Origin of the sequence: Flavobacterium sp. (assembly GCF_031422135.1) — a bacterium.
Taxonomy (GTDB): Bacteria; Bacteroidota; Bacteroidia; order Flavobacteriales; family Flavobacteriaceae; genus Flavobacterium.
This window is the reverse complement of the sequence record NZ_JANOQD010000126.1, coordinates 21,257-40,284: the sequence shown is the minus strand read 5'-3', so window position 1 is coordinate 40,284 and position 19,028 is coordinate 21,257. Positions and strand designations below refer to the sequence as shown.

Annotated in this window: 12 protein-coding genes; 1 reads left to right on the top strand and 11 read right to left on the bottom strand. The window is 31.4% G+C overall.

Annotation, left to right across the window (positions count from 1 at the left end; genetic code table 11):
• Window positions 1-83: 83 nt before the first annotated feature.
• The 7 genes from RMO70_RS16675 to RMO70_RS16645 all read right to left on the bottom strand — a co-directional run bounded on the left by RMO70_RS16675 (window position 84) and on the right by RMO70_RS16645 (window position 10,897).
• On the bottom strand, window positions 84-815 hold the full coding sequence (locus RMO70_RS16675; protein WP_310557577.1) for a DNA-binding response regulator: 732 nt from the start codon (window positions 813-815) through the stop codon (window positions 84-86).
• 24 nt (window positions 816-839) lie between these two features.
• Window positions 840-2,870 carry a histidine kinase dimerization/phosphoacceptor domain -containing protein gene (locus RMO70_RS16670; RefSeq protein ID WP_310557576.1) on the bottom strand — a complete coding sequence of 677 codons (2,031 nt, stop codon included), beginning with the start codon at window positions 2,868-2,870 and terminating at the stop codon, window positions 840-842.
• A 200-nt stretch (window positions 2,871-3,070) separates the two neighbouring features.
• Window positions 3,071-4,132: a family 16 glycosylhydrolase gene (locus tag RMO70_RS16665; RefSeq protein WP_310557575.1), complete on the bottom strand. Its 1,062-nt coding sequence runs from the start codon at window positions 4,130-4,132 to the stop codon at window positions 3,071-3,073.
• Between the two features lie 48 nt (window positions 4,133-4,180).
• Complete coding sequence (locus RMO70_RS16660) at window positions 4,181-6,745, bottom strand: T9SS type A sorting domain-containing protein (protein WP_310557574.1); 2,565 nt, start codon at window positions 6,743-6,745, stop codon at window positions 4,181-4,183.
• A 408-nt stretch (window positions 6,746-7,153) separates the two neighbouring features.
• Complete coding sequence (locus RMO70_RS16655) at window positions 7,154-8,371, bottom strand: hypothetical protein (RefSeq protein WP_310557573.1); 1,218 nt, start codon at window positions 8,369-8,371, stop codon at window positions 7,154-7,156.
• 59 nt (window positions 8,372-8,430) lie between these two features.
• Window positions 8,431-9,990, bottom strand: coding sequence for a T9SS type A sorting domain-containing protein (locus tag RMO70_RS16650; RefSeq protein ID WP_310557572.1), 1,560 nt, complete (start codon window positions 9,988-9,990; stop codon window positions 8,431-8,433).
• A gap of 37 nt (window positions 9,991-10,027) precedes the next feature.
• Window positions 10,028-10,897, bottom strand: a complete 870-nt coding sequence (locus RMO70_RS16645) for a hypothetical protein (RefSeq protein WP_310557571.1) — start codon at window positions 10,895-10,897, stop codon at window positions 10,028-10,030.
• A 473-nt stretch (window positions 10,898-11,370) separates the two neighbouring features.
• Between RMO70_RS16645 and rimK the strand changes: the two genes are divergently transcribed.
• A complete protein-coding gene (gene rimK, locus RMO70_RS16640) occupies window positions 11,371-12,744 on the top strand; it encodes a 30S ribosomal protein S6--L-glutamate ligase (protein WP_310557612.1) in 1,374 nt (457 codons plus the stop codon).
• Window positions 12,745-12,752: 8 nt separating this feature from the next.
• Here the strand turns inward: rimK and RMO70_RS16635 are convergent, their stop codons facing one another.
• From RMO70_RS16635 to RMO70_RS16620, 4 genes are all read right to left on the bottom strand, one after another.
• On the bottom strand, window positions 12,753-13,937 hold the full coding sequence (locus tag RMO70_RS16635) for a hypothetical protein (RefSeq protein ID WP_310557570.1): 1,185 nt from the start codon (window positions 13,935-13,937) through the stop codon (window positions 12,753-12,755).
• A gap of 350 nt (window positions 13,938-14,287) precedes the next feature.
• Window positions 14,288-16,138 (bottom strand): hypothetical protein, encoded by a 1,851-nt coding sequence (locus RMO70_RS16630; RefSeq protein ID WP_310557569.1) that lies wholly within the window; start codon window positions 16,136-16,138, stop codon window positions 14,288-14,290.
• A 10-nt stretch (window positions 16,139-16,148) separates the two neighbouring features.
• Window positions 16,149-16,580 carry a GPW/gp25 family protein gene (locus RMO70_RS16625; protein ID WP_310557568.1) on the bottom strand — a complete coding sequence of 144 codons (432 nt, stop codon included), beginning with the start codon at window positions 16,578-16,580 and terminating at the stop codon, window positions 16,149-16,151.
• A complete protein-coding gene (locus tag RMO70_RS16620; RefSeq protein ID WP_310557567.1) occupies window positions 16,561-19,020 on the bottom strand; it encodes an ATP-dependent Clp protease ATP-binding subunit in 2,460 nt (819 codons plus the stop codon). The genes RMO70_RS16625 and RMO70_RS16620 overlap by 20 nt, the downstream gene beginning before the upstream one ends.
• Window positions 19,021-19,028 lie beyond the last annotated feature (8 nt).

The following is a 19,028-nucleotide window of genomic DNA, read 5'->3' as shown; positions in this document are numbered from 1 at the left end:
TTCATAAATTAGTAAGCGTTTTTTATTGCAAAACTCCAAACAAACACTTTATAAAAATGTGTCTTCTTTTGGATATTTATAATTTATTTATTCCGAAAACTTTCTGGTGTTTCATTCGTAACTCTTTTAAAAGCAGAATAAAAACTACTATAATTTTGAAAACCCAATTCAATGGCAATTTCATTAATAGGTACATCTGTTTCTTTTAGCAGTACACTTGCTTTTTCAATTCTTTTATTCAAAATATATTGATGTGGAGTGGTGTTAAGATATTGCATAAAAATACGAGATAAATGTCGTTTAGTCCAATTTGTGATCGACAACAATAATTCTACATCTAATTTTTTATGAATATTAGCATTAATATATTCAACTATTTGTTTCATCTTTTTTGGTGTCAATTCCTCCATTGGATTTTCACTTCGTATGGTATCAATTTTTTTGTATTTATAATTGTTCAATACAACACTTACAGAGGCAATAATGCTGTCTGGTCTAAATGGTTTAACTATATAACCGTGTGGTCTTGTTTCTTGCGCCCTATCGAGGGTCATTTTGTTAGAATACGAGGTAATATAAATATAAGGTATCGTATCTTTTACTAACAAATAATTACCCAAATCAATTCCATCAGCAAGCTGGTTTAAATTAATATCAATGAGTACCAATATAGGATTATGCACCTCAATCGCTTCTATTGCGGTTTCTACTGTTTTTATATTGGTAATCACTTCATAACCTTCTCGTTCTAGAATTTTTTTAATATCTAAAGCAATGAGTGATTCGTCTTCGACCACGATTATTTTTTTATTCATACATTTTATTTTAGGTAAGCAATTTTAAAATTGTATGTTATATTGCATTCCTTTATTATTTGCAACTTTTAGTAAACCGTCTAATTGAAAAACCAGTTCTTCCACGAGTTCTAAGCCCAATGTTTTTTTTGCATTTTCCTTTTTTTGAATCCCAATGCCGTTATCGCTTACGACCAATTCGTATTTTTCGTTTTTGCGAATCAATTGTAAGGTTATGAGTCCTTTTTGATAGTTTATAAAAGCGTGTTTGTAAGCATTATTCACCAATTCATTTATTATAAGTCCTAGTGGTATCGCTTTTTGAATATCAAAATATACTGGCTCAATTTCTAACTTTAAAGTGATATTAGTATTTACATTGCTGTATGCGTTTAAGATACTGTTGGTTAAATTATCTACATATTCTTTAAAATCGACTTGGCTTAAATTGTCTGTTTGGTATAAGTTTTCGTGAATTAAAGACATAGATAGTATACGAGACTGACTAACAGCCACAAAATCGCTAATATTATTGTTGGCTTCCTGCGCTTGAATATTCAGCAAACTCATTACCAGTTGCATATTGTTTTTAACCCGATGGTGAATTTCTTTAAGTAAGGTTTCTTTCTCAACTAGTGATTTTTGAGTAAGTTGCTTTTCGTTTTCGAGTTTTATATTGGTCTGCTCGATAATTTTATTTTTATTTTTGATGGCTCTGTTATTTCTAACATAAAAAAAAGTGGATAGTAGTGCCAGTAATAAAGCAACAGAAACATAGAGCAAGTTTTCTCGTTGTTTTTTATTTTCGACTGTTTTTTGAAGTTGGGCAATTTCTAATTTTTTTATGCTGTTGTTTTTGTCTTTTACATTTAAATTAACCTGTAGTTCGTTTAACTTATTTTTGTTGTTTAGTGCGTTCTGTTTTTCTTTTATGACAGCTTGCATTTTATAATATACCAAGGCGTTTTTATAATTTCCTAGTGCTTCTTCTACCTCACTTTTTGTCTGAAAAAGGTCTAAATTAAAGCCTTCATCGGTAACAGGTTTTGGCTCGTTTATTGCATTGTCAATCATTGCTAAAGCTTCCTTTTTTTTATTTAACTTTAAATAAATTTTGCTCGCTTTTTCATAAATTTTAGCTCTATAAGACATATCTTCAATTTTATTATCCAAGCATTTGTTAATAAATATGTAAGATTCGTTGTATTTTTTTAACTGGTAATAACATTCAGCGAGATAGTTGTGGGTATAATTAAGTGCATATAAATAGTTAAATTTTTTAAAAAAAATTTCATTTTCTAAACCAATAGTTAATGCTTCTTCGTAATGTTTTCCGCTAATTAAAATTCTTATTTTGTTTACTTGTAAACTATGTATTGCCATTGGGTCTCCAACCGATAATGCTATTGCTTTATCTATATATTCGCTTGCTAATGCGTAATTATTTAAATCGCTATAGATAAGTGACATAGCAAGATAACTTTTCTTCTTTATATAAACCGTAGTTTCATAATTTATGGCTTTCTTCGCATATACTAATGCTTCTTTAAGAAGATTTAAATCACTATATAACATAGCGCAAGCATTATACATAATGGCTAAATTTATTGGCCGATTATTTTTTTTTGCTCTTATTAAACTGTTATCTAATAGTACTTTTGCTTCATCAAACTTGGTTGCCATTTTCATAAAGTTTGATAATTCCTCTATAAATCTAAAATATACATCCCAATCTTTTGAGTTATACAATAACGCTTTGGCTTTTTTTGCGGCACCAACCGCCTTTTCAAAGTCACTATTTTTAGTATAAGTGTCTGCTAGAAACCAATAATAATGTCCAATCCCTTTTTGATAGTTAATTTTTTGAGAAAATTGCAACAGCTTGTTGTTGTATGTTTCTAATTTTTGTGTGCTTACAAACCTTAATTCGTCGCAAAGTTTAATATAAGTATTTGCTTTTATTGTATCCTCTTTCTGAGTTTTTAATAACACAAGTAAACTGTCTATTTTTTTGTTTTGAGCAAAATTGAAATTTATACAAATACAATACAGAAATACAAGTAGAATCTTTTTCATAATTAGTATAATTTTTTAATATTGAAATGTAAACACTTTTTTTTGAAAAAAAAAGTAGTCAATAAGTAACTATTGTTATATAAGTTAGCAACAAAGAATTTTACAACAAAACCACCCCGTTACACAAGGTGGCTCATCAACCAATAAACAAAAAAAAATTATTACGTTTTTGTTATTTACAGGACTTTTATTTGTAAAAATTAATGATTTATAAACATACCTGAATATCGCTCTGACTCAGTAGATGTTACATTTAATATGTAAGTTCCTTTGCTTAGTGTACTTATATCGATACTGGTCTCATTAGTATTATAAACTTTCTTGTTTAGCATTTTTTTGCCACTCATGTCGTAAAAGGTTAATTCAAAATCAGATAAGGATTTAGTCAGTTTTACGGAGCAAATATTGTCTTTGACACTAACAATTATTCGAGAATTGTCATTTTTAACTTCATTTGTAGCTAATGCAGCATCGTACTTGTAAACTCTCACATAATCTACAAACATGGTTCCAGGAAAGGGCGTTGTTGCATCTGGTGATGGAGGCCAACCGCCTAGTGCTAAATTCAATTTGATTCTATGATTGGTATGCAGTTCATCAGTACTATCATTATTATTCCAAATATTTAAAGTACCATATGCAGTACCATCTACATACCACGTGATAGATTCTGGTAATCTTATAACGCTGTACGTGTGATAAATAGACATATCTAAAGCTGGTGAACTTGCTCTTGGAGCTCGACCATCTTCACCTGCTATATTTCGCCAGTGTGCAGTACCGCGAACAAAATTTTCGGTACCTAAAAATTCCATAATATCAATTTCACCATAACTAGGCCAACCCAAACCATTAAAAGCACCTATGGTCCAAAAGGCAGGAAAAAAACCTACTCCTGTGGGTACTTTTATTCTCGCTTCATATTTGCCGTAACCCAGATTGTTTATGGCACTGGTAGTTTCTATACTTGACGATGTAAATTCGTAATTAGTAACTACTCCTTGAGGGTTAGTTTGAGTATAATTTTCGCGCAAAGCAATAATTTCTAAATTATTGTTACGAACCTTTAAGTTTTCTGGTCTCGATGTATAACATTGCACTTCGTCAGTATGTCTACTCGTTTCTAGAAACCATTTGTTAGAGTCCAAAGTAGTACCTGTAAAATTGTCTTCAAATAATAACTCGGTGCTTATTTGTGAAAGAGAGATACTATAATTAAATAGTACAGCAGTAAGTATTAAAATTTGTTTATAATTTTTCATTTGCTTGTAGATGAAGGTTATTTAATTTGTTTTAATTTTATATAACATTTATTTTTTTATAATTTTTCTCGTTGTTATGTTTTGGTCTTTGATGTTAGTTACCGTCATAAAATAAATTCCGCTTGTAGCCCAGTTTCCTGAGTCTATGACTGTTTTTTGGTTTTTAATTTCCGTTTTATAAACTGTTTGCCCTAGAATATTGGTTATTTTTATTTGATACCCTTCTTGAATATAGGCTTCATCAATTTCAATAGTTACTTGGTCTTCAGTTGGGTTAGGATATATTTTAATAGTATTTTTTACAACCGATTCAAATTCGGAAGTTCCTAATGTGCTAGAGTATTCATATTGTAAAATTCCAAAATCACCACTAATAGTGTTCGTATTGTCTTTAATCCACTTTGTGTTTATAGATGAAGTTTCATATTGTTTTCTGTCAAAGTTTTGAATCAACACATTTTCTGAGTTCGAAATCACAATAATAGCTTGATCATTTGGACTTATTATATTGTGGTTACCAGAGCCACCAATCAGATTGACTGTGTTGCAATTTGTAATATTTATTAATTCAAATTTATACTCATATTTAAAACCAAAAACAGTAATATTATCGGCATTATTTAATTTCATTTGAGGCGAATTATCCAAATGTTCTATGCTTATTTGATAAAACGTAATTGGGTTTGTAGTGTTTTCTATTAGTACGAAATGATAACGATTGGCATGATTCAATTCAAGATTCTCGTCAACCCTACCAGAAATTTGATCCGTCACCAGATTGTATATTTTTCCTCCAGCGTTACCACTAAAAAGAAAATAAGGCGTTTCGGCAGGATTTAAAGGAATAGAAGTCAACCAAACAGAATTTTTCATAGGCTCTGTAAGCACATCCAGAATAACAGTATTAGGCGTTTGTATGTGAAGCGCTTGTGTGTGCGGATACATTAACAACCCGAAATCCGCCAAGTATAAACTTCCTGTGGCTACATTTGGGCTATCCATTAATGGTCCATTTGAGTTTAACCATTGTCTATCTGGCATAATAAATGAATTAGAATTAGCAGAACCTATCATTACTAAACCGCTTTTTAAATGTAAAGTGTTACGAATTTCAAAAAAACCGCGGGGTATAAAAACAATTTTACCATGATTAGGATGCCCAACTGTAGTAGCATGATCAATAGCACGTTGTATAGCAATACCATCATCATCAGTGGCATTAACATCTTCTGGTGTAGCTCCATAACCTGGAGCTGTAATGTCAATAATATCGTCTTCCCAAGTAGGTAAACTTGTCCAAGTGTGCAATGTTGTAAAATTTGTAGCAGGTAAAGCTGCAGAAGTGGAAATTGTACCGTTTAATTCATAATTGGCTGTACGATTATTTAAATGAGTAGTGTTTTTAAAAACGGTACTTTGATCTAAACTGGTCGTGTAAACATAATTGGAAAGTTTAGTCCACATACTTGTTGTGCCAGGTACAATACTAGCACCAGAACTTGAAGCGAAATAACCACTTTTTATAATGGTTTGCGATTTAAAGTAAGTGTTTCTTATAGTAACATCTTGCGCATAATTGTCTATCGCAATACCCGAAACTCCTTTTACCTCTATGCTTCCATCTGATAAAGATAAGTTGGCATAGCCTCTATAGGCAACTCCAAAAACAGAAGGATCTGAAGCTGGTATATTACTTTCTTTTTTTATAGCAATTGCTCTATAGTTACTAGTGGGTGCAGTAGGACTTGTAATTTTGAAACCCGCAATAATTAATGGACCTCTTGTGCTTGTTACATTTATACCTGCTTTTTGTTGATTTTCTAGTGTTAATCCAAAAACGGTAGGATTGGGTCTAAAATCGGCTTGATAAATACCATAATCTCCACCTTTCACACTTAGATTGTTTACACCACCACCAGAACCTGGCAAATTATATACTCCTGAATTAAAATCGGTTCCTGTGATAGCTACATCTTCAATTACACAATATTGTGCTCCATTCATAGATAATGCATTTACAGTAGGATTGTTTCCCATTTCGATATCTATACCACGAAAGACTGAACCATAATGAGTAGAAGGATCTATGGAACCGTTAAAGATATTATCGTAAAAAACAAGAATATTGTCTGCTACAGTAGACCCATTTGTAAGCACAATTTTAGGTTTAGTAGTTCCTACAGTAGAACCTATTAGTTTGTGGGTAGATTTCCTGTTATTACTTGTAAGGCAATATAGCTGGTTGCTTACTCTGTAGGTTTTATCTCCAGGAAAAAAAACGACAAGATCTGCCTTATACCCATCGTTTATGGCATTTTGTAGCGCAACGGTATCATCGCCACCGTTACCAGCATTGTAGGGTGCTTTTGTAACATCTAGAAATCCTTTTCGCCAGTTGGGTTGCATAGTGTTTATGGTGGCTTGGGGTAAACGTGTTGGCCAAGTAGCATCTGTAAATTTCGCATTTCGATCGCTTTCTATACCAGCTAGAACCATAGCTTTTTTTAATTTCCCTTTGGTAGGATTTGATGTTTTTTTAGGATGTATTGCAAATACATCTGTTGTACAGCAAAAAATTACCCCTACAAAGAAAATAAATAGTGCTTTTTTCATAAATAAAATTTTGTGTATGAAATAATTAATTTGAAATAAATATTTAATTTGCAAATTTATAAACTAACAAATAGGTCACCTTTAAAAAAGGGACATTACATTTAAAAAAGGGACATTTATTTTTAGGGCTTGTTAAAAAAGCACCAAATTACTGGGCTTTGTAGCGAAAAAAAGTTTTATTAATTGCACTACAAAATAGCTCTTTATTGGTTTTTTTATAGTAGTACTTAGTAATAAATATGTTTTTTTATAAAAATATACCCTTTTTATATTGAATTTATTATTTATACTATAAGATTTCTCGTTCCTCGGAATGACAAACTGCTGGTTTTAGGATTTTAGTAAAACCAAAAAAAAAACCACCCCAAAAAAACAGGGATGGTCTTAACAAACTAAAAACTACAATTATTATTTTTTAAGCAATAGCGCTTTTATAGCTGCCATTTCGCTTTTTAATTGCGCCATTTCTGTTTCTTGTTCATTTATTTTCTTTTCTTGTGCAATAGCGTGAAGCGTTAGTTCCTCTACCGTTTGCTCTAAGGCTACGTCCATATCAATCATAGTGTAGCCATTTGCTTCATAATGTTTAGACGATTTGAAGGCTGGTAAGTGCTTGTTCTCTTTGATGTAAGCCTCAGTTTCTGCTAGTGTTTTTAGTTTGTAGCTGTCCTCAAAAACATAGTCAGCGGTTGGAGCAGAAATTACAGTATAGTTAGTAGCGCCTACGCCTCCCCCAACCATAAGTTCTTGGCTCGCATTACCGTTTGTTCCTATACCTACATAGCCTGCTGAATTAACAACAAAATAAGGAAAACTGTTCAATGATCCTGCACCAGTACCATCATTACCTATAGTAAAAGTATCTCTAACTCCTAAGTTAGTAGCACTATTATCATTACCAATGTTTACAAAGATATTTGAGCCTCCATTTGTTTCATTTATTCTTTGTATGTATAGATTATCATCATTAACACCAGAAGTAGGTGTAGAAAAACTAAGCTTCGGTCCATAACCATTAACACCATTTCCTAAACCACTATTTCCTATTTGAATGCCACCGGAAAACTCTACATTTCCACGAAACCATGCACCGTCTGTTTCTGCATTTATTTCAAATAAAGAGGCTCCCCCATTTTGTCCGACTGCAAAATTACTTTTTCCATCTGGTATTGTTAAATAGCTTGTATATTGATCTGGATATCTCATCGGACTAAATGGGTTATTTTGAACACCCATTCTCCAGCCATTATTATTTAAAGTACTGAGAAAAAACTGCTTATCTGCACCTAAACCCATATTACCATTAAAAGATGCATTTCCAGATTTATCAATAATAAAGTCTTTTGTTCCAATATCTTTAATATTAAAACCCTTATTATTTGCTGTAGATCTCGAGATTGAAAATCCATCATCTAAATTATTTAACATATACGAAATACCATTTGTGGGTTGTTTATCATCATTTTCTCTTAACACATTTCTATGCAGTCTTATATAGCAAGGATAACCACTATCACCTTTACTGATTAAAAAGTTCTGCTGTGTGGTTCCACCGTCAAAAGCACCACTTGGATATGAATTGCTTTGCGCAATCATATTTGTAAAACTTATAACATTTACTCCCATAATAAGACTAAATTTTAAAATCTTTTTTTCTAAATTTTTCATAATTATAATTATTTAAGTTATTGTTTTATAAATTGTTTTACTATGCGCTGGTCGTTTACTTGTACTTGTAGCAAGTAGTTGCCTTTGCTTAGGTTGGCTACGTTTATGGTGCCGTTGTTTACTTTGCCTGTACTTACTTCTTGCCCAGCAACGTTATATATGGCATAGGGCGTGTTGTTGTCTATAGCCGTGATGTTCATAAAATCGCCAGAAACTGGGTTGGGGTAAATGGTGAGGTTTGTAGGGTCTGGTTTTTCAGGTTTAGAGTCCTGCGCTATTGGCTCTTTTATTATTATATCTGAACCACCATTACCTACTCTGCCATAAATTGGATTAGGGTTTACAATAGTTACCGAATAGTCTTGAATTTCTCCTACACTGACTGTATTACCTCCATAATTACTAAGAAAATCACAAGGATAAACAGTTGTTGTAGTGGTATTTGTATTAGTACTAGAATTAATTTGCTGATAGATAATTCTCATTCTAACTGTACCTATAAAAGCAGTCGAGGGTACATTAATCATATCAGACACAAAAGTTACAGGGATATTATCAGTGACACTTTTACCAGTAGTGCCTTTGTAACTTAAAAAACCACAAGCTACTTTTTCGGAGGCTTCAAATACGCCATCAAAATCAAAATCTATGAAGATAAAAACATCTGTCTCCGAACCACCAATGGGGGCAGCAGTCACTTTTATAATATTACCCGGTTTTGCGCTCCCTAAGGTGAGAGTGGGAATACTACCATTAGTAATTTCTACATCGGTAAAATTATTGTAGGTGTTTCCTGTACTACTAGTACGTGCAAAAGTTGGATAAGTTAACTGACTTGCTATACTGACTTGCTGTATATAGGCATTTGCATTGTAGTTATCAGCATCTTTGGGTATTGTTGCTGGTTTGCAATAATCAAGTGTAGTAAAATCTGTGTTAGCAGTTGTTGTACTCTCTGCTGATGAATTACCATACATATCTAAAGCTGTCACTGTAACGTTGTATGTGTTATTTGGATGTAATCCTACTATGGTATAACTTGTTGTTGTACTAAACCCTACAGGTACATCATTTGCAAAAATAAAATAGCCAATAATATTGCTAGAAGTACTTGCCGACCAAGAAGCAAGACAACCTTGGGTGGTTATATTTGTCAGCGTAGGGGATCCAGGAGCATTATTCGTTTGATTGGCCTCATAAAAAACATGAGTGCTTTGCATACTTTCTTCGCCTGTACTAGAGGTAGCAGTAATGTATAGCTCATAGTTCATAGGCAAGGGCATTTGACTATCTGATAAAGTAATAGATCTTGTGGTAGAAAGTATACTTAGATTAACAGCAGTGAACACAGCATCAGTCCTTCTCTTTAAGTAAATGGTATAGTAACTAACTGCTGCCCCTGAAATTGGTGCTGTCCAAGTAAAAGTGGTTGAGTTATAATAATTTCCTAATGTATTTACGGCAAAACTTTGAGGGGCACCTGGTGGATATAACTTTGCCTCCTTTGCTTCATCTTTGTTTCTTGCTATCGCAAAAAAAGTGTTGAATAGGGTGAGTAATAGGATTGTTTTTTTCATAACCTCCATTTTTTTTATTTAAATTATTAATTTGTAGTTAGTTGGCGACACTTGGAAAGTTCGAGGGTATAGAAGTTGGTATGTTTAAGTCAGTTGAGGCATTTACACTTGTAGTTCCTATGCAATTATAAAATTTTAACAAAGTGGAATTATATAAGTTAGTTGGGAAATTTTGTAGTTGAGTTAAAATTCCAAAAACGCAAACACCGACCATAATTTTTACTCTAATAGCATCATTGTCTGGATTCGGTAGTTGAGGATTAGGAGGTGGATTAAAGTAAGTATATATTTGTCCTGCTTTCACACAAGTTAAAATTCCAACCGCAGTAAAAAAAAGTGTCATTCCGGAAGTTGAGACGCCACCTATAATAGCATCTACAACACAACCAAACACAAAATAAGCATCCAGTGAACTTTTCTCTTTAAATTTATTAAAAAATAGACTATCACTAATAGCTAATTTATAAACTTCTGCAGCTTCACTTTCACTTAATTTAGCAATTTCAGGATTGTTTGTTATAAATTTATTTTCATAATTTACAGTATTTTCAATTACTTGATTAAACTCATTAGAATTTTTAAAACCTATGGTTAAAGTCATTTTATCATATTCATCCTGAGATAAATTTGGTTTTTTGGCAAGTGTTTCAATCATTAAATAATTTTCCTGTTGCTGCTCTACTCCTAACTTTGATTGTTTGAGCAAAAAAATGAAAGGAATTATTAATTTAAATTTACAAAATTTCATAAAATCATCATCATTGACCAACTTATTGGCTATGTTTTGCTTTTCAATATAAGTCATAATTTTTGGCGGCAATCCATTTGCATACGCTTGGCCGCTGGGATATAATGCTCCAAATAGCATCAGTACGGTTAGGAACATCCCTTTTATTTTATTTTTCATAACATTAAAAATTTACTTTATTATTTGTTTTTTGTACTCGGGTAGCTAGTGCTTGCACAAGGGTACGAGTCACTAGCTTGGTCTTGGGGATTTTTTGTGGTTTTGTCATGGTTTTTTAGTTTACTTGTTAATACTGTTGTAAATGTAATGTTGTAAAAAATGAGGTATATTTAAAAAAAGGACATGACATTTAAAAAAGGGACATTTATTTTTAGGGCTTGTTAAAAAAACCTTAAAACACGGGGGTTGGTAGTGTAAAAAAAAAGTTTTTTTTAGTAGTAATAACTTATCCCTCTTTGTATAGGTTTATGTATTGTTTAAAACTGGTTGTTTTAATGTGTTTTCATTTCTGGTTTTAAAATTCTAGACAACTGTAAGAGTATTGTTTTTAAAATATTGGTTTTTTTATTTAAAAAAAACACTTTTATTAATTCAAATATTTACTTTTGATTTTTTAAATGTCAAACAATATTATGTTACAAAACAAAGTCATTATTGGTAGCGAAGAATGGTTCTCGTTTCCTGATTTGAACATTCCGTACATTAAAGCTAGAATCGATTCTGGTGCCAAAACATCAGCCTTGCATGCGGTTAATATTTCGCCTTTTATTCGTGATAACGAAAACTGGGTGAAATTTGACATTAACCCAATTCAAAACAACACCAAAGCGGTGAAGCATTGCGAAGCAAAATTGATTGACAAACGTGTGGTAAAAAGCTCTAGCGGTTATCGGGAGCAGCGTTATGTAATACAAACACATCTTAAAATTGGGGAAGAATCTTGGAATATAGAAATGACATTGACCAATCGAGATTCAATGGGTTTTAGAATGCTTCTGGGTCGTGAAGCTATGAGCGGACGATTATTGGTTGATCCTGAACAAAAATATGTACTAGAACAGCCATCTGCTGAAACTATAAAAGAAAACTATAAAAGCTCGGAAGAAATAAAAACGGGTTTACGCATAGGTTTGTTAGCCAGTAATCCAGAATTGTATAGTAACAAACGAATTATCGAAGCTGGTGAAATGCGTGGACACGAAATGTTTTTCTTGAACATCAAAGAATGTTACATGAAACTGGATGCCACTAAACCTGAAATTCATTATCGAGGTGGTAAAGTTTTAGACGATTTTGATGCTATAATCCCGAGAATTCGTCCTAGTATTACTTTTTATGGTTGTGCTTTGACACGACAATTTGAGGCTTTGAAAGTATTTTGTTTGAACTCATCGGCTGCCATTACACAATCTCGTGACAAATTGTACTCCTTGCAATTGTTGTTAAATCACGGCATTGATATTCCTACAACAGGTTTTGCCAATTCCCCTTTAGATACTGACGATTTGATAAAAATGGTGGGTGGTTCGCCACTTATCGTAAAATTACTAGAAGGAACGCAAGGAAAAGGAGTTGTTTTGGCCGAAACCAAAAAAGCTGCCGAATCGGTAATTAATGCTTTTAAGAGTTTAAATGTCAATATATTAGTTCAAGAATTTATCAAAGAAGCCAATGGTAAAGACTTGCGGTTATTTGTAGTAGATGGTAAAGTTGTAGCCGCTATGCAAAGAGAAGCCTTGCCGGGAGAATTTAGAGCCAACATACATTTAGGCGGTTCGGCATCTATAATAAAACCAACAATTGAAGAAAAAAGAATTGCTATAAAAGCGGCTAAAGCTATGGATTTGAAAGTGGCTGGTGTAGATATTATTCGTTCTTCAAAAGGACCATTATTGTTAGAAGTTAATTCATCACCAGGATTAGAAGGTATTGAAGGCGCTACGCACAAAGATATTGCTGGCGAAATGATTAAAGCGATTGAGAAGAATTTTAAAATAAAAATTTAGTCCTTTTTTTAAAATAATTCTTCTTCTTTCATTTTATTAAAAACCATTCTCATACAACTTTGCCCATTTGTTGATGCGTCCCAATAATATTGGTGAATTTTAAGATGATAAAGTGTTATAAAATTGATTAGACTAAAATCTTGTATTGGAGAAATTTCATAATTTATATTTATAGGTTTTAAAGAAGAACCTTCTATGCCAAATTCTGACTCACCAATTGTACCGTCTTTTTTAAAATTTGTAGCCAATGCATCGGATATTGAATACACATTTATCCATTTTAATTTTTCATCCATTTCTAAACATCTATTGGTATAAAAATTGGTATAATAGGCTTTTATAAATTCATAAGGAGTTCCAATGGTTATAAACAATTCGATACTTTTTTTTGTGTTTATTGAAGGTACATTGCCAATGGGATAGAGCAAATCCAGAGCTAAAATACTTCCTAAACTGTAACTATGTATGTGTATTTTTGAATCTATATTTGTTTCTGAAATATATTCTATGAGTAAGTCCAAATTACCCAAAATAAGTTGGCTTTGATCGCCATATTGAATATAACTGTCAACACAAGCAAACTCGGTTGCTAATGAAGTAACTATTTCCTTAGATCGTGGAATTATTAATAGAAGTAATGTGGTTAATGGCATTACAAACATCACACTAAAATAGGTTAAATCTATGTTTGCTATTTTAAAAGGCAATTGAATTTCGGTTAATTTAGTCGTCAATGCCATAAATGCAATAATTGCAGATGGAATCATAAACAGTATGGCTAAAGAAATTATCAGAAAAATTAAAAATATGTAAAAAGTCTGACCAGTTCTATTATAACCATTGTAAAAAAAAAGTCTTTTTAATAAAATGGGGAACTTTTTGACGACTAATACAAATAAGAGTACATTTTTATATAAAATATTGTATTTATTGAATTTTTCAATTAATATTTCTCGATATTTAAAATCATAAAACTTGTAAATTACATTTTCTTTAGTGTCTTTTTTTTCTATTATACTGACTACTGTTGATTGCTTTCCTTCTTGATAGTCAATTTTTTCAGTTTTTATTTCAAAAATTGCCCCTATTGAATTATAACTCAACTCATTTCTAAATCTAGTAGCATATTTCTCTACCGATTCCTGATGGAAAGTTTCTCCCAAACCAGTTATATATACTCCTATTTTAGCCATTTAATAAATTTTTAATATAGAATAATTATAACAAAGTTATGGAAATACATTTTAAATACTGCTTGATTATCAAATGCTTAACATTTACATATTGAATGTAATTTTGTATTTTTTGAATAAACTATAGATTTTTTTAGCTACTATTTCTTTTTTTAAACAAAAAAATTAAAGTGAAAATTGATTGTTTTTATCAGTTTTGAATTGACTGAAAAAAGAATATTTCGTTACTTAAATATAATACCAATCTGAATGATTTTAGATTTTTATATAAATAGGTTAATACAGAAAACTAAAACTTATAAAACAGTTTTGCATTCTTAAACTTGAAGCGAAATCAAATAATTAGGTTTTTACTCTTTATAGATGAGTCTGAACGGGACAATATTAATAGCTCTGTTTTCAATAAGTAATTTAACATCCTCTCTTAAAAACTCCCATTCATCCTCATTAAACAAGCTTGATTTATTCTTTACCAAATAAATATCAATGGTTGGTACATATCCAATATTGCTATCTAAACTGGTTTGAATACCATTTTTAACTTCAATACTTTCAATTGAATCTCCGTAATGATTTTTACAAAGTATAATTATATCTTGTCGTGTAACAACTCTTTGATTTGAAATAAGGTTCTCACGATACGCATATATTTTTTCAGAGTTTGTTAATTCATTTTTACCCCCTTTTGTAGTTGATAATAATTGAATGCTGTCTTTGTCAAAATCCGAACCTTTGTGCAATGCAAATTTTGAAAAAGTATTTATTTTGTTTGCACTTTCACCATTAGTGGTCCAATATTTTACAAACAAAGTACCTTTTTCATTCTTACTATTTGAATTCAAAATCAAATAGGGATTGTTTGAATTTTGAATCCCTATTTGTGAAATTTTATTTTTGAATCTTGATATAATTTGATTGATTTCTTTCAAATTATTATCTGTAAAATCATTTCCAAGTCTTGAAAATGCTGATGCTTCGTCTCTAATTAAATCAATTAAATAATTTATTTCTTCAGTAGCATTCCGTTCGTCAAATCTTGCAATTCCACCAAATCTCAAATACGCATAATCTTCATCGTTTGATTCGTCAATATTTACAATATCATATTCTTTATTTTTGTCATTTAAAACTGAAAATAATTCCAGAAAATATTCCTGATTCAAATTAAGAGGATATATGTTCAAAATATCTTTGATACTTCCTTGAGTTTCGTTTAGTTTTTTGTTTATTACTGGAAAACAATTATTGGCACAAAAAATTTCGGAAAGAATATGCGGCCCAACAACATTTGGAAATACAATTTTAAGCCATAAAAGTTTATCTTCTTTTATTTTCTTTAAATCTTCAATAGGAATAAAATTTTCAAAATCAGCTGGAACTTTATAATCATCGTCCGAAATGTTTATAATGTCTTTTATCGTCAAAAAATTATCTTTATAATAATCATTAATATGATCTTGAGCTTTATCGATATGATAAAAATCTTGTTGCATCAAAGCCGTTTCTTCCGCTTCTGTTTTGGCATCACTATTATAACCTTTTGAAATAGTGAGTTCCGTATCGTTCAAAAACCATTTTGCTCGTGGCAAAAAATTGAAAAATATGTTTTTATGCTCTAAATTTTTTAAATGAAAATAGAACATCAAATCTCTTATTACGCCATCGCCTTCGTGTTGAAGACCGATCCAAATAGTACCGTGAGGTGTAGGGTTTTTATAGTTCTTACTGCTTGTTAATTCTTTAAATTGATCTTTTATAACTTGTTGTACACCATTTGGTAACACCACATAGTTAATTTTATTACGATTTAGTTTAATAGGTTTTGTTGGTCCAAAATAATAACTTTTGATAACACTTTCCGTTGGATTATATGGATTTATTTCTTTCTTTTGAAAATAAAACTGATGATAATTATGCAATACCGATTCATTTTCAACAGGATATGCTTTTAAGATGCCTCTAGCTGCTGTTGCTTTTGTAGAAGCTGTTGGTGTTAATATATCAATAAGTCTTTCAGTTATACGCCGTCTGCTTGAAAAAATTTCGTTGGATATTTTTTCTAATTCTTTGGCACAAACATCAAAAAGAAGATTTACAATGGGATCAAAAACGTTTTCCAACTCAACATCAGAGTAGCCCCAATGTTTTGCTGCACGTTTAAGTAATCGGTCTTTTATTTGATCTTTTGATAACTGATTCATAAATTATATTTTACTTAACTGAAAAAGGCGCCATATAATAGGAGCTTTGATAATAATAAGGCTGATTGGTTTGTTTTATAATGCCGTAAACTACTATGTCAAGGCGTTTCTTGACGCGTATGTTATGATCTGAACTAATGGTATCTTCAACAACTGACAATGTAACATCTGTAACAATCAATCGTTGTTCATACTTTTTTACTTTTTCGTGAACTGACTCTTTTATTTGATCTTTTAATTGAGTTGGATTTGCCAGCAAGTTAAAATCGGTTTCCCAAATAATTGTTCCAAAATCTAAATCGTATTTGTACTCCCCAAAAATAGTGGTTATGATAAGCGCAATATATTCAGCTAATGACTCTTCAAGGGTAATTTTCCTAGAGTCTTCGCCAATGGTTAATTTTCTAAAATCAAATGGTATTTTATAAAAGAGTTCCTTCATTTATTTTGGTAAATTTAATTTCGTTGTCTTCTGTTAAGTTTACCTTAAGCCTATCCCCTTTTTGAATTTCATTTGCAATTATCATACGTGAAAGAGGTCTTTTGAGTTGATTACGAATTGTTCCCTTAATAGGTCTTGCTCCATATTCGCTACTGAAACCCAAAAGTGCAATTTTCTCTTTATCTTCTTGATCTATTTCTAATGTAATGTCCAGTTTTTCTAAAAGCTGAAGTAATTCTTTCTTTAAATGGATTTCAAAAATCCTAGAAACACTTTTAACATTAATAGGTGCAAACGGAATAATTTCTGTCAATCTACCTAAAAACTCAGGACGGAAATAGCCCGTCATCAACTGAATTAAGTCATTTGATTTTGGAACTACATCTTTTTCAAAAGATTTGACAATAAAATCTGAACCAATATTCGAAGTGAAAAGTATAACTGAATTTGAAAAATCTCCCTCTTTACCCAATCTGTCGTGCAATTTTCCTTCGTCTAGTATTTGAAGAAAAACATCAAATACTGATTTATGTGCTTTTTCAATCTCATCAAACAATACAATAGAATATGGTTTTTGTCGTATTTTGTTTACTAACAATCCACCTTCTTCATACCCTACATATCCTGGAGGAGCTCCATATAATAAGGCTGCTGAATGTTCTTCTTTAAATTCAGACATATCCAGTCTGATAATAGCATTTTCATCACCAAACAAAAAGTCTGCCATTGATTTTGCTAATTCCGTTTTACCAGTACCCGTTGGACCTAGAAAGAAAAAAGACCCAATTGGCTGACCAGGTTTTGTAAGTCCAGATCTGGATTCTAAAATAGCATCCGAAACTACTTTAACTGCGTGATCTTGCCCAATCACCCTTTGTTTAAGGGTTGATTCTATTTCTAATAACTTTTCTCTTTCATCAGATTTTACTTTTCCAGCAGGAATTCCAGTTATACCAGAAACTACTAATGATAAATGAGAGGCAAGAACGGCATTCTCTTGTTTTTCAAGAAGTTCTAATTGTCCTAATAAATCACTAATATGTGAAATTTTTTGGGAACTATCTGTTAATGTTGGGAAAATTGTAATACTTTCATCTGCTTCATTGAATAATTTTCCTGATTTTTTTATAATATCAATATGAAGCCAATCTATTTTTTCTAAAGTTTCGTCATTTACTTCTGCTAAAGCCAAATCAGAAACTTGCTTTTTCAATTCTGGAAGTTCTTTTTTTATGGTTTCTTTAGCCACTTTTAATGACGACATCGTTCTGTCAATAAGATCTAAAGCAGAATCGGGTAATGATTTCTCCTTTAAATATCTTTTAGAAAGTCTAATTGCTTCTTTAATTCCTTCCTCATCGATTGTAAAATCGTGATGTTGTTGATAATTTTCGATAACATTGTGAATCATTCTAAAAGCTAAATCTTGAACAGGCTCTTGAAGTTCTAATGTTTCAAATCGGCGAGATAATGCATCGTCTTTGCCAAGTGTTTTACGATATTTTTCTGTTGTGGTAGCCCCAATAAAAGTAATATCGCCTTTTGACAATTCTGATTTTATAATACTTCCAATTCCTGAACCTTGATTTGAATCAAACAATTCATGAATATCGTCAATAAAAACAATAGGTTTGTCGTATCTTTTTAGTTCATTAAATATTTTCTGAAGTCGGTCTTCTACTTCGCCTTTATAGGATGCGCCAGCGAATAATGAACCGATTACAATTTCAAAAACAGAAGCATTATTGAATGACGTTAAAATTGTTTTATTAGATATTTTATTGCAAAAACCATCTACCAATGTTGATTTTCCAACACCAGGTTCTCCAGTGATAATAACGTGAGGTTTGAGTTTTCTGTTTAAAATTTCGGTAATTACTTTCAACTCTTCATCTCTTCCTATCATAGGAATTGATTGTTTTTGTTTTGTCTGAGCTATTTTATTAACACAATATTTTTCTAAAATAGAAGAATTTCCTGTTGCTTGTGAACCTGAAGAGTTTGTCCCGTTTTGAGGAGAAACTGTACCATCAACAAAAATAGATGTTAAAGTAGCTGCATTTACAGGCAAGGATTTCAATTGATCGTGATTAAAACCAATACCAGGAGTTACTAATGTGATAAGTAATGTAGCAAAATCAACTTCTCTATTGTGTTTTGCAGCAATGATTTCAGCTTCTTCAAATATTGCAATCGCTCCTTCATCTGCAGCTGGATCATCATTTGGTTTTGAAGCCTTAGGCAGTTCACTAATACGGATTTCAGCCCATTCCTCAATATAAAAAACATCAATACCTTTAGAATCGAGTTCTTTTAAAAAATCAAATTGTGGATTCAAAAGTGCTTTAACAATATGTGCTGATGAGTATTTATTGTTTAAACTTTCTTTAGCATAACGTTTTGCAATGTGGATTATTTGAGCAATATCTTCTGATTCCATATTTGAAA

Excerpts from the sequence above, each read along its gene's own strand:
- RMO70_RS16675 (WP_310557577.1), bottom strand. The coding sequence starts at position 815 with ATGAATAAAAAAATAATCGTGGTCGAAGACGAATCACTCATTGCTTTA.
- RMO70_RS16670 (WP_310557576.1), bottom strand. The coding sequence starts at position 2,870 with ATGAAAAAGATTCTACTTGTATTTCTGTATTGTATTTGTATAAATTTC.
- RMO70_RS16665 (WP_310557575.1), bottom strand. The coding sequence starts at position 4,132 with ATGAAAAATTATAAACAAATTTTAATACTTACTGCTGTACTATTTAAT.
- RMO70_RS16660 (WP_310557574.1), bottom strand. The coding sequence starts at position 6,745 with ATGAAAAAAGCACTATTTATTTTCTTTGTAGGGGTAATTTTTTGCTGT.
- RMO70_RS16655 (WP_310557573.1), bottom strand. The coding sequence starts at position 8,371 with ATGGGAGTAAATGTTATAAGTTTTACAAATATGATTGCGCAAAGCAAT.
- RMO70_RS16650 (WP_310557572.1), bottom strand. The coding sequence starts at position 9,990 with ATGAAAAAAACAATCCTATTACTCACCCTATTCAACACTTTTTTTGCG.
- RMO70_RS16645 (WP_310557571.1), bottom strand. The coding sequence starts at position 10,897 with ATGAAAAATAAAATAAAAGGGATGTTCCTAACCGTACTGATGCTATTT.
- rimK (WP_310557612.1), top strand. The coding sequence starts at position 11,371 with ATGTTACAAAACAAAGTCATTATTGGTAGCGAAGAATGGTTCTCGTTT.
- RMO70_RS16635 (WP_310557570.1), bottom strand. The coding sequence starts at position 13,937 with ATGGCTAAAATAGGAGTATATATAACTGGTTTGGGAGAAACTTTCCAT.
- RMO70_RS16630 (WP_310557569.1), bottom strand. The coding sequence starts at position 16,138 with ATGAATCAGTTATCAAAAGATCAAATAAAAGACCGATTACTTAAACGT.
- RMO70_RS16625 (WP_310557568.1), bottom strand. The coding sequence starts at position 16,580 with ATGAAGGAACTCTTTTATAAAATACCATTTGATTTTAGAAAATTAACC.
- RMO70_RS16620 (WP_310557567.1), bottom strand. The coding sequence starts at position 19,020 with ATGGAATCAGAAGATATTGCTCAAATAATCCACATTGCAAAACGTTAT.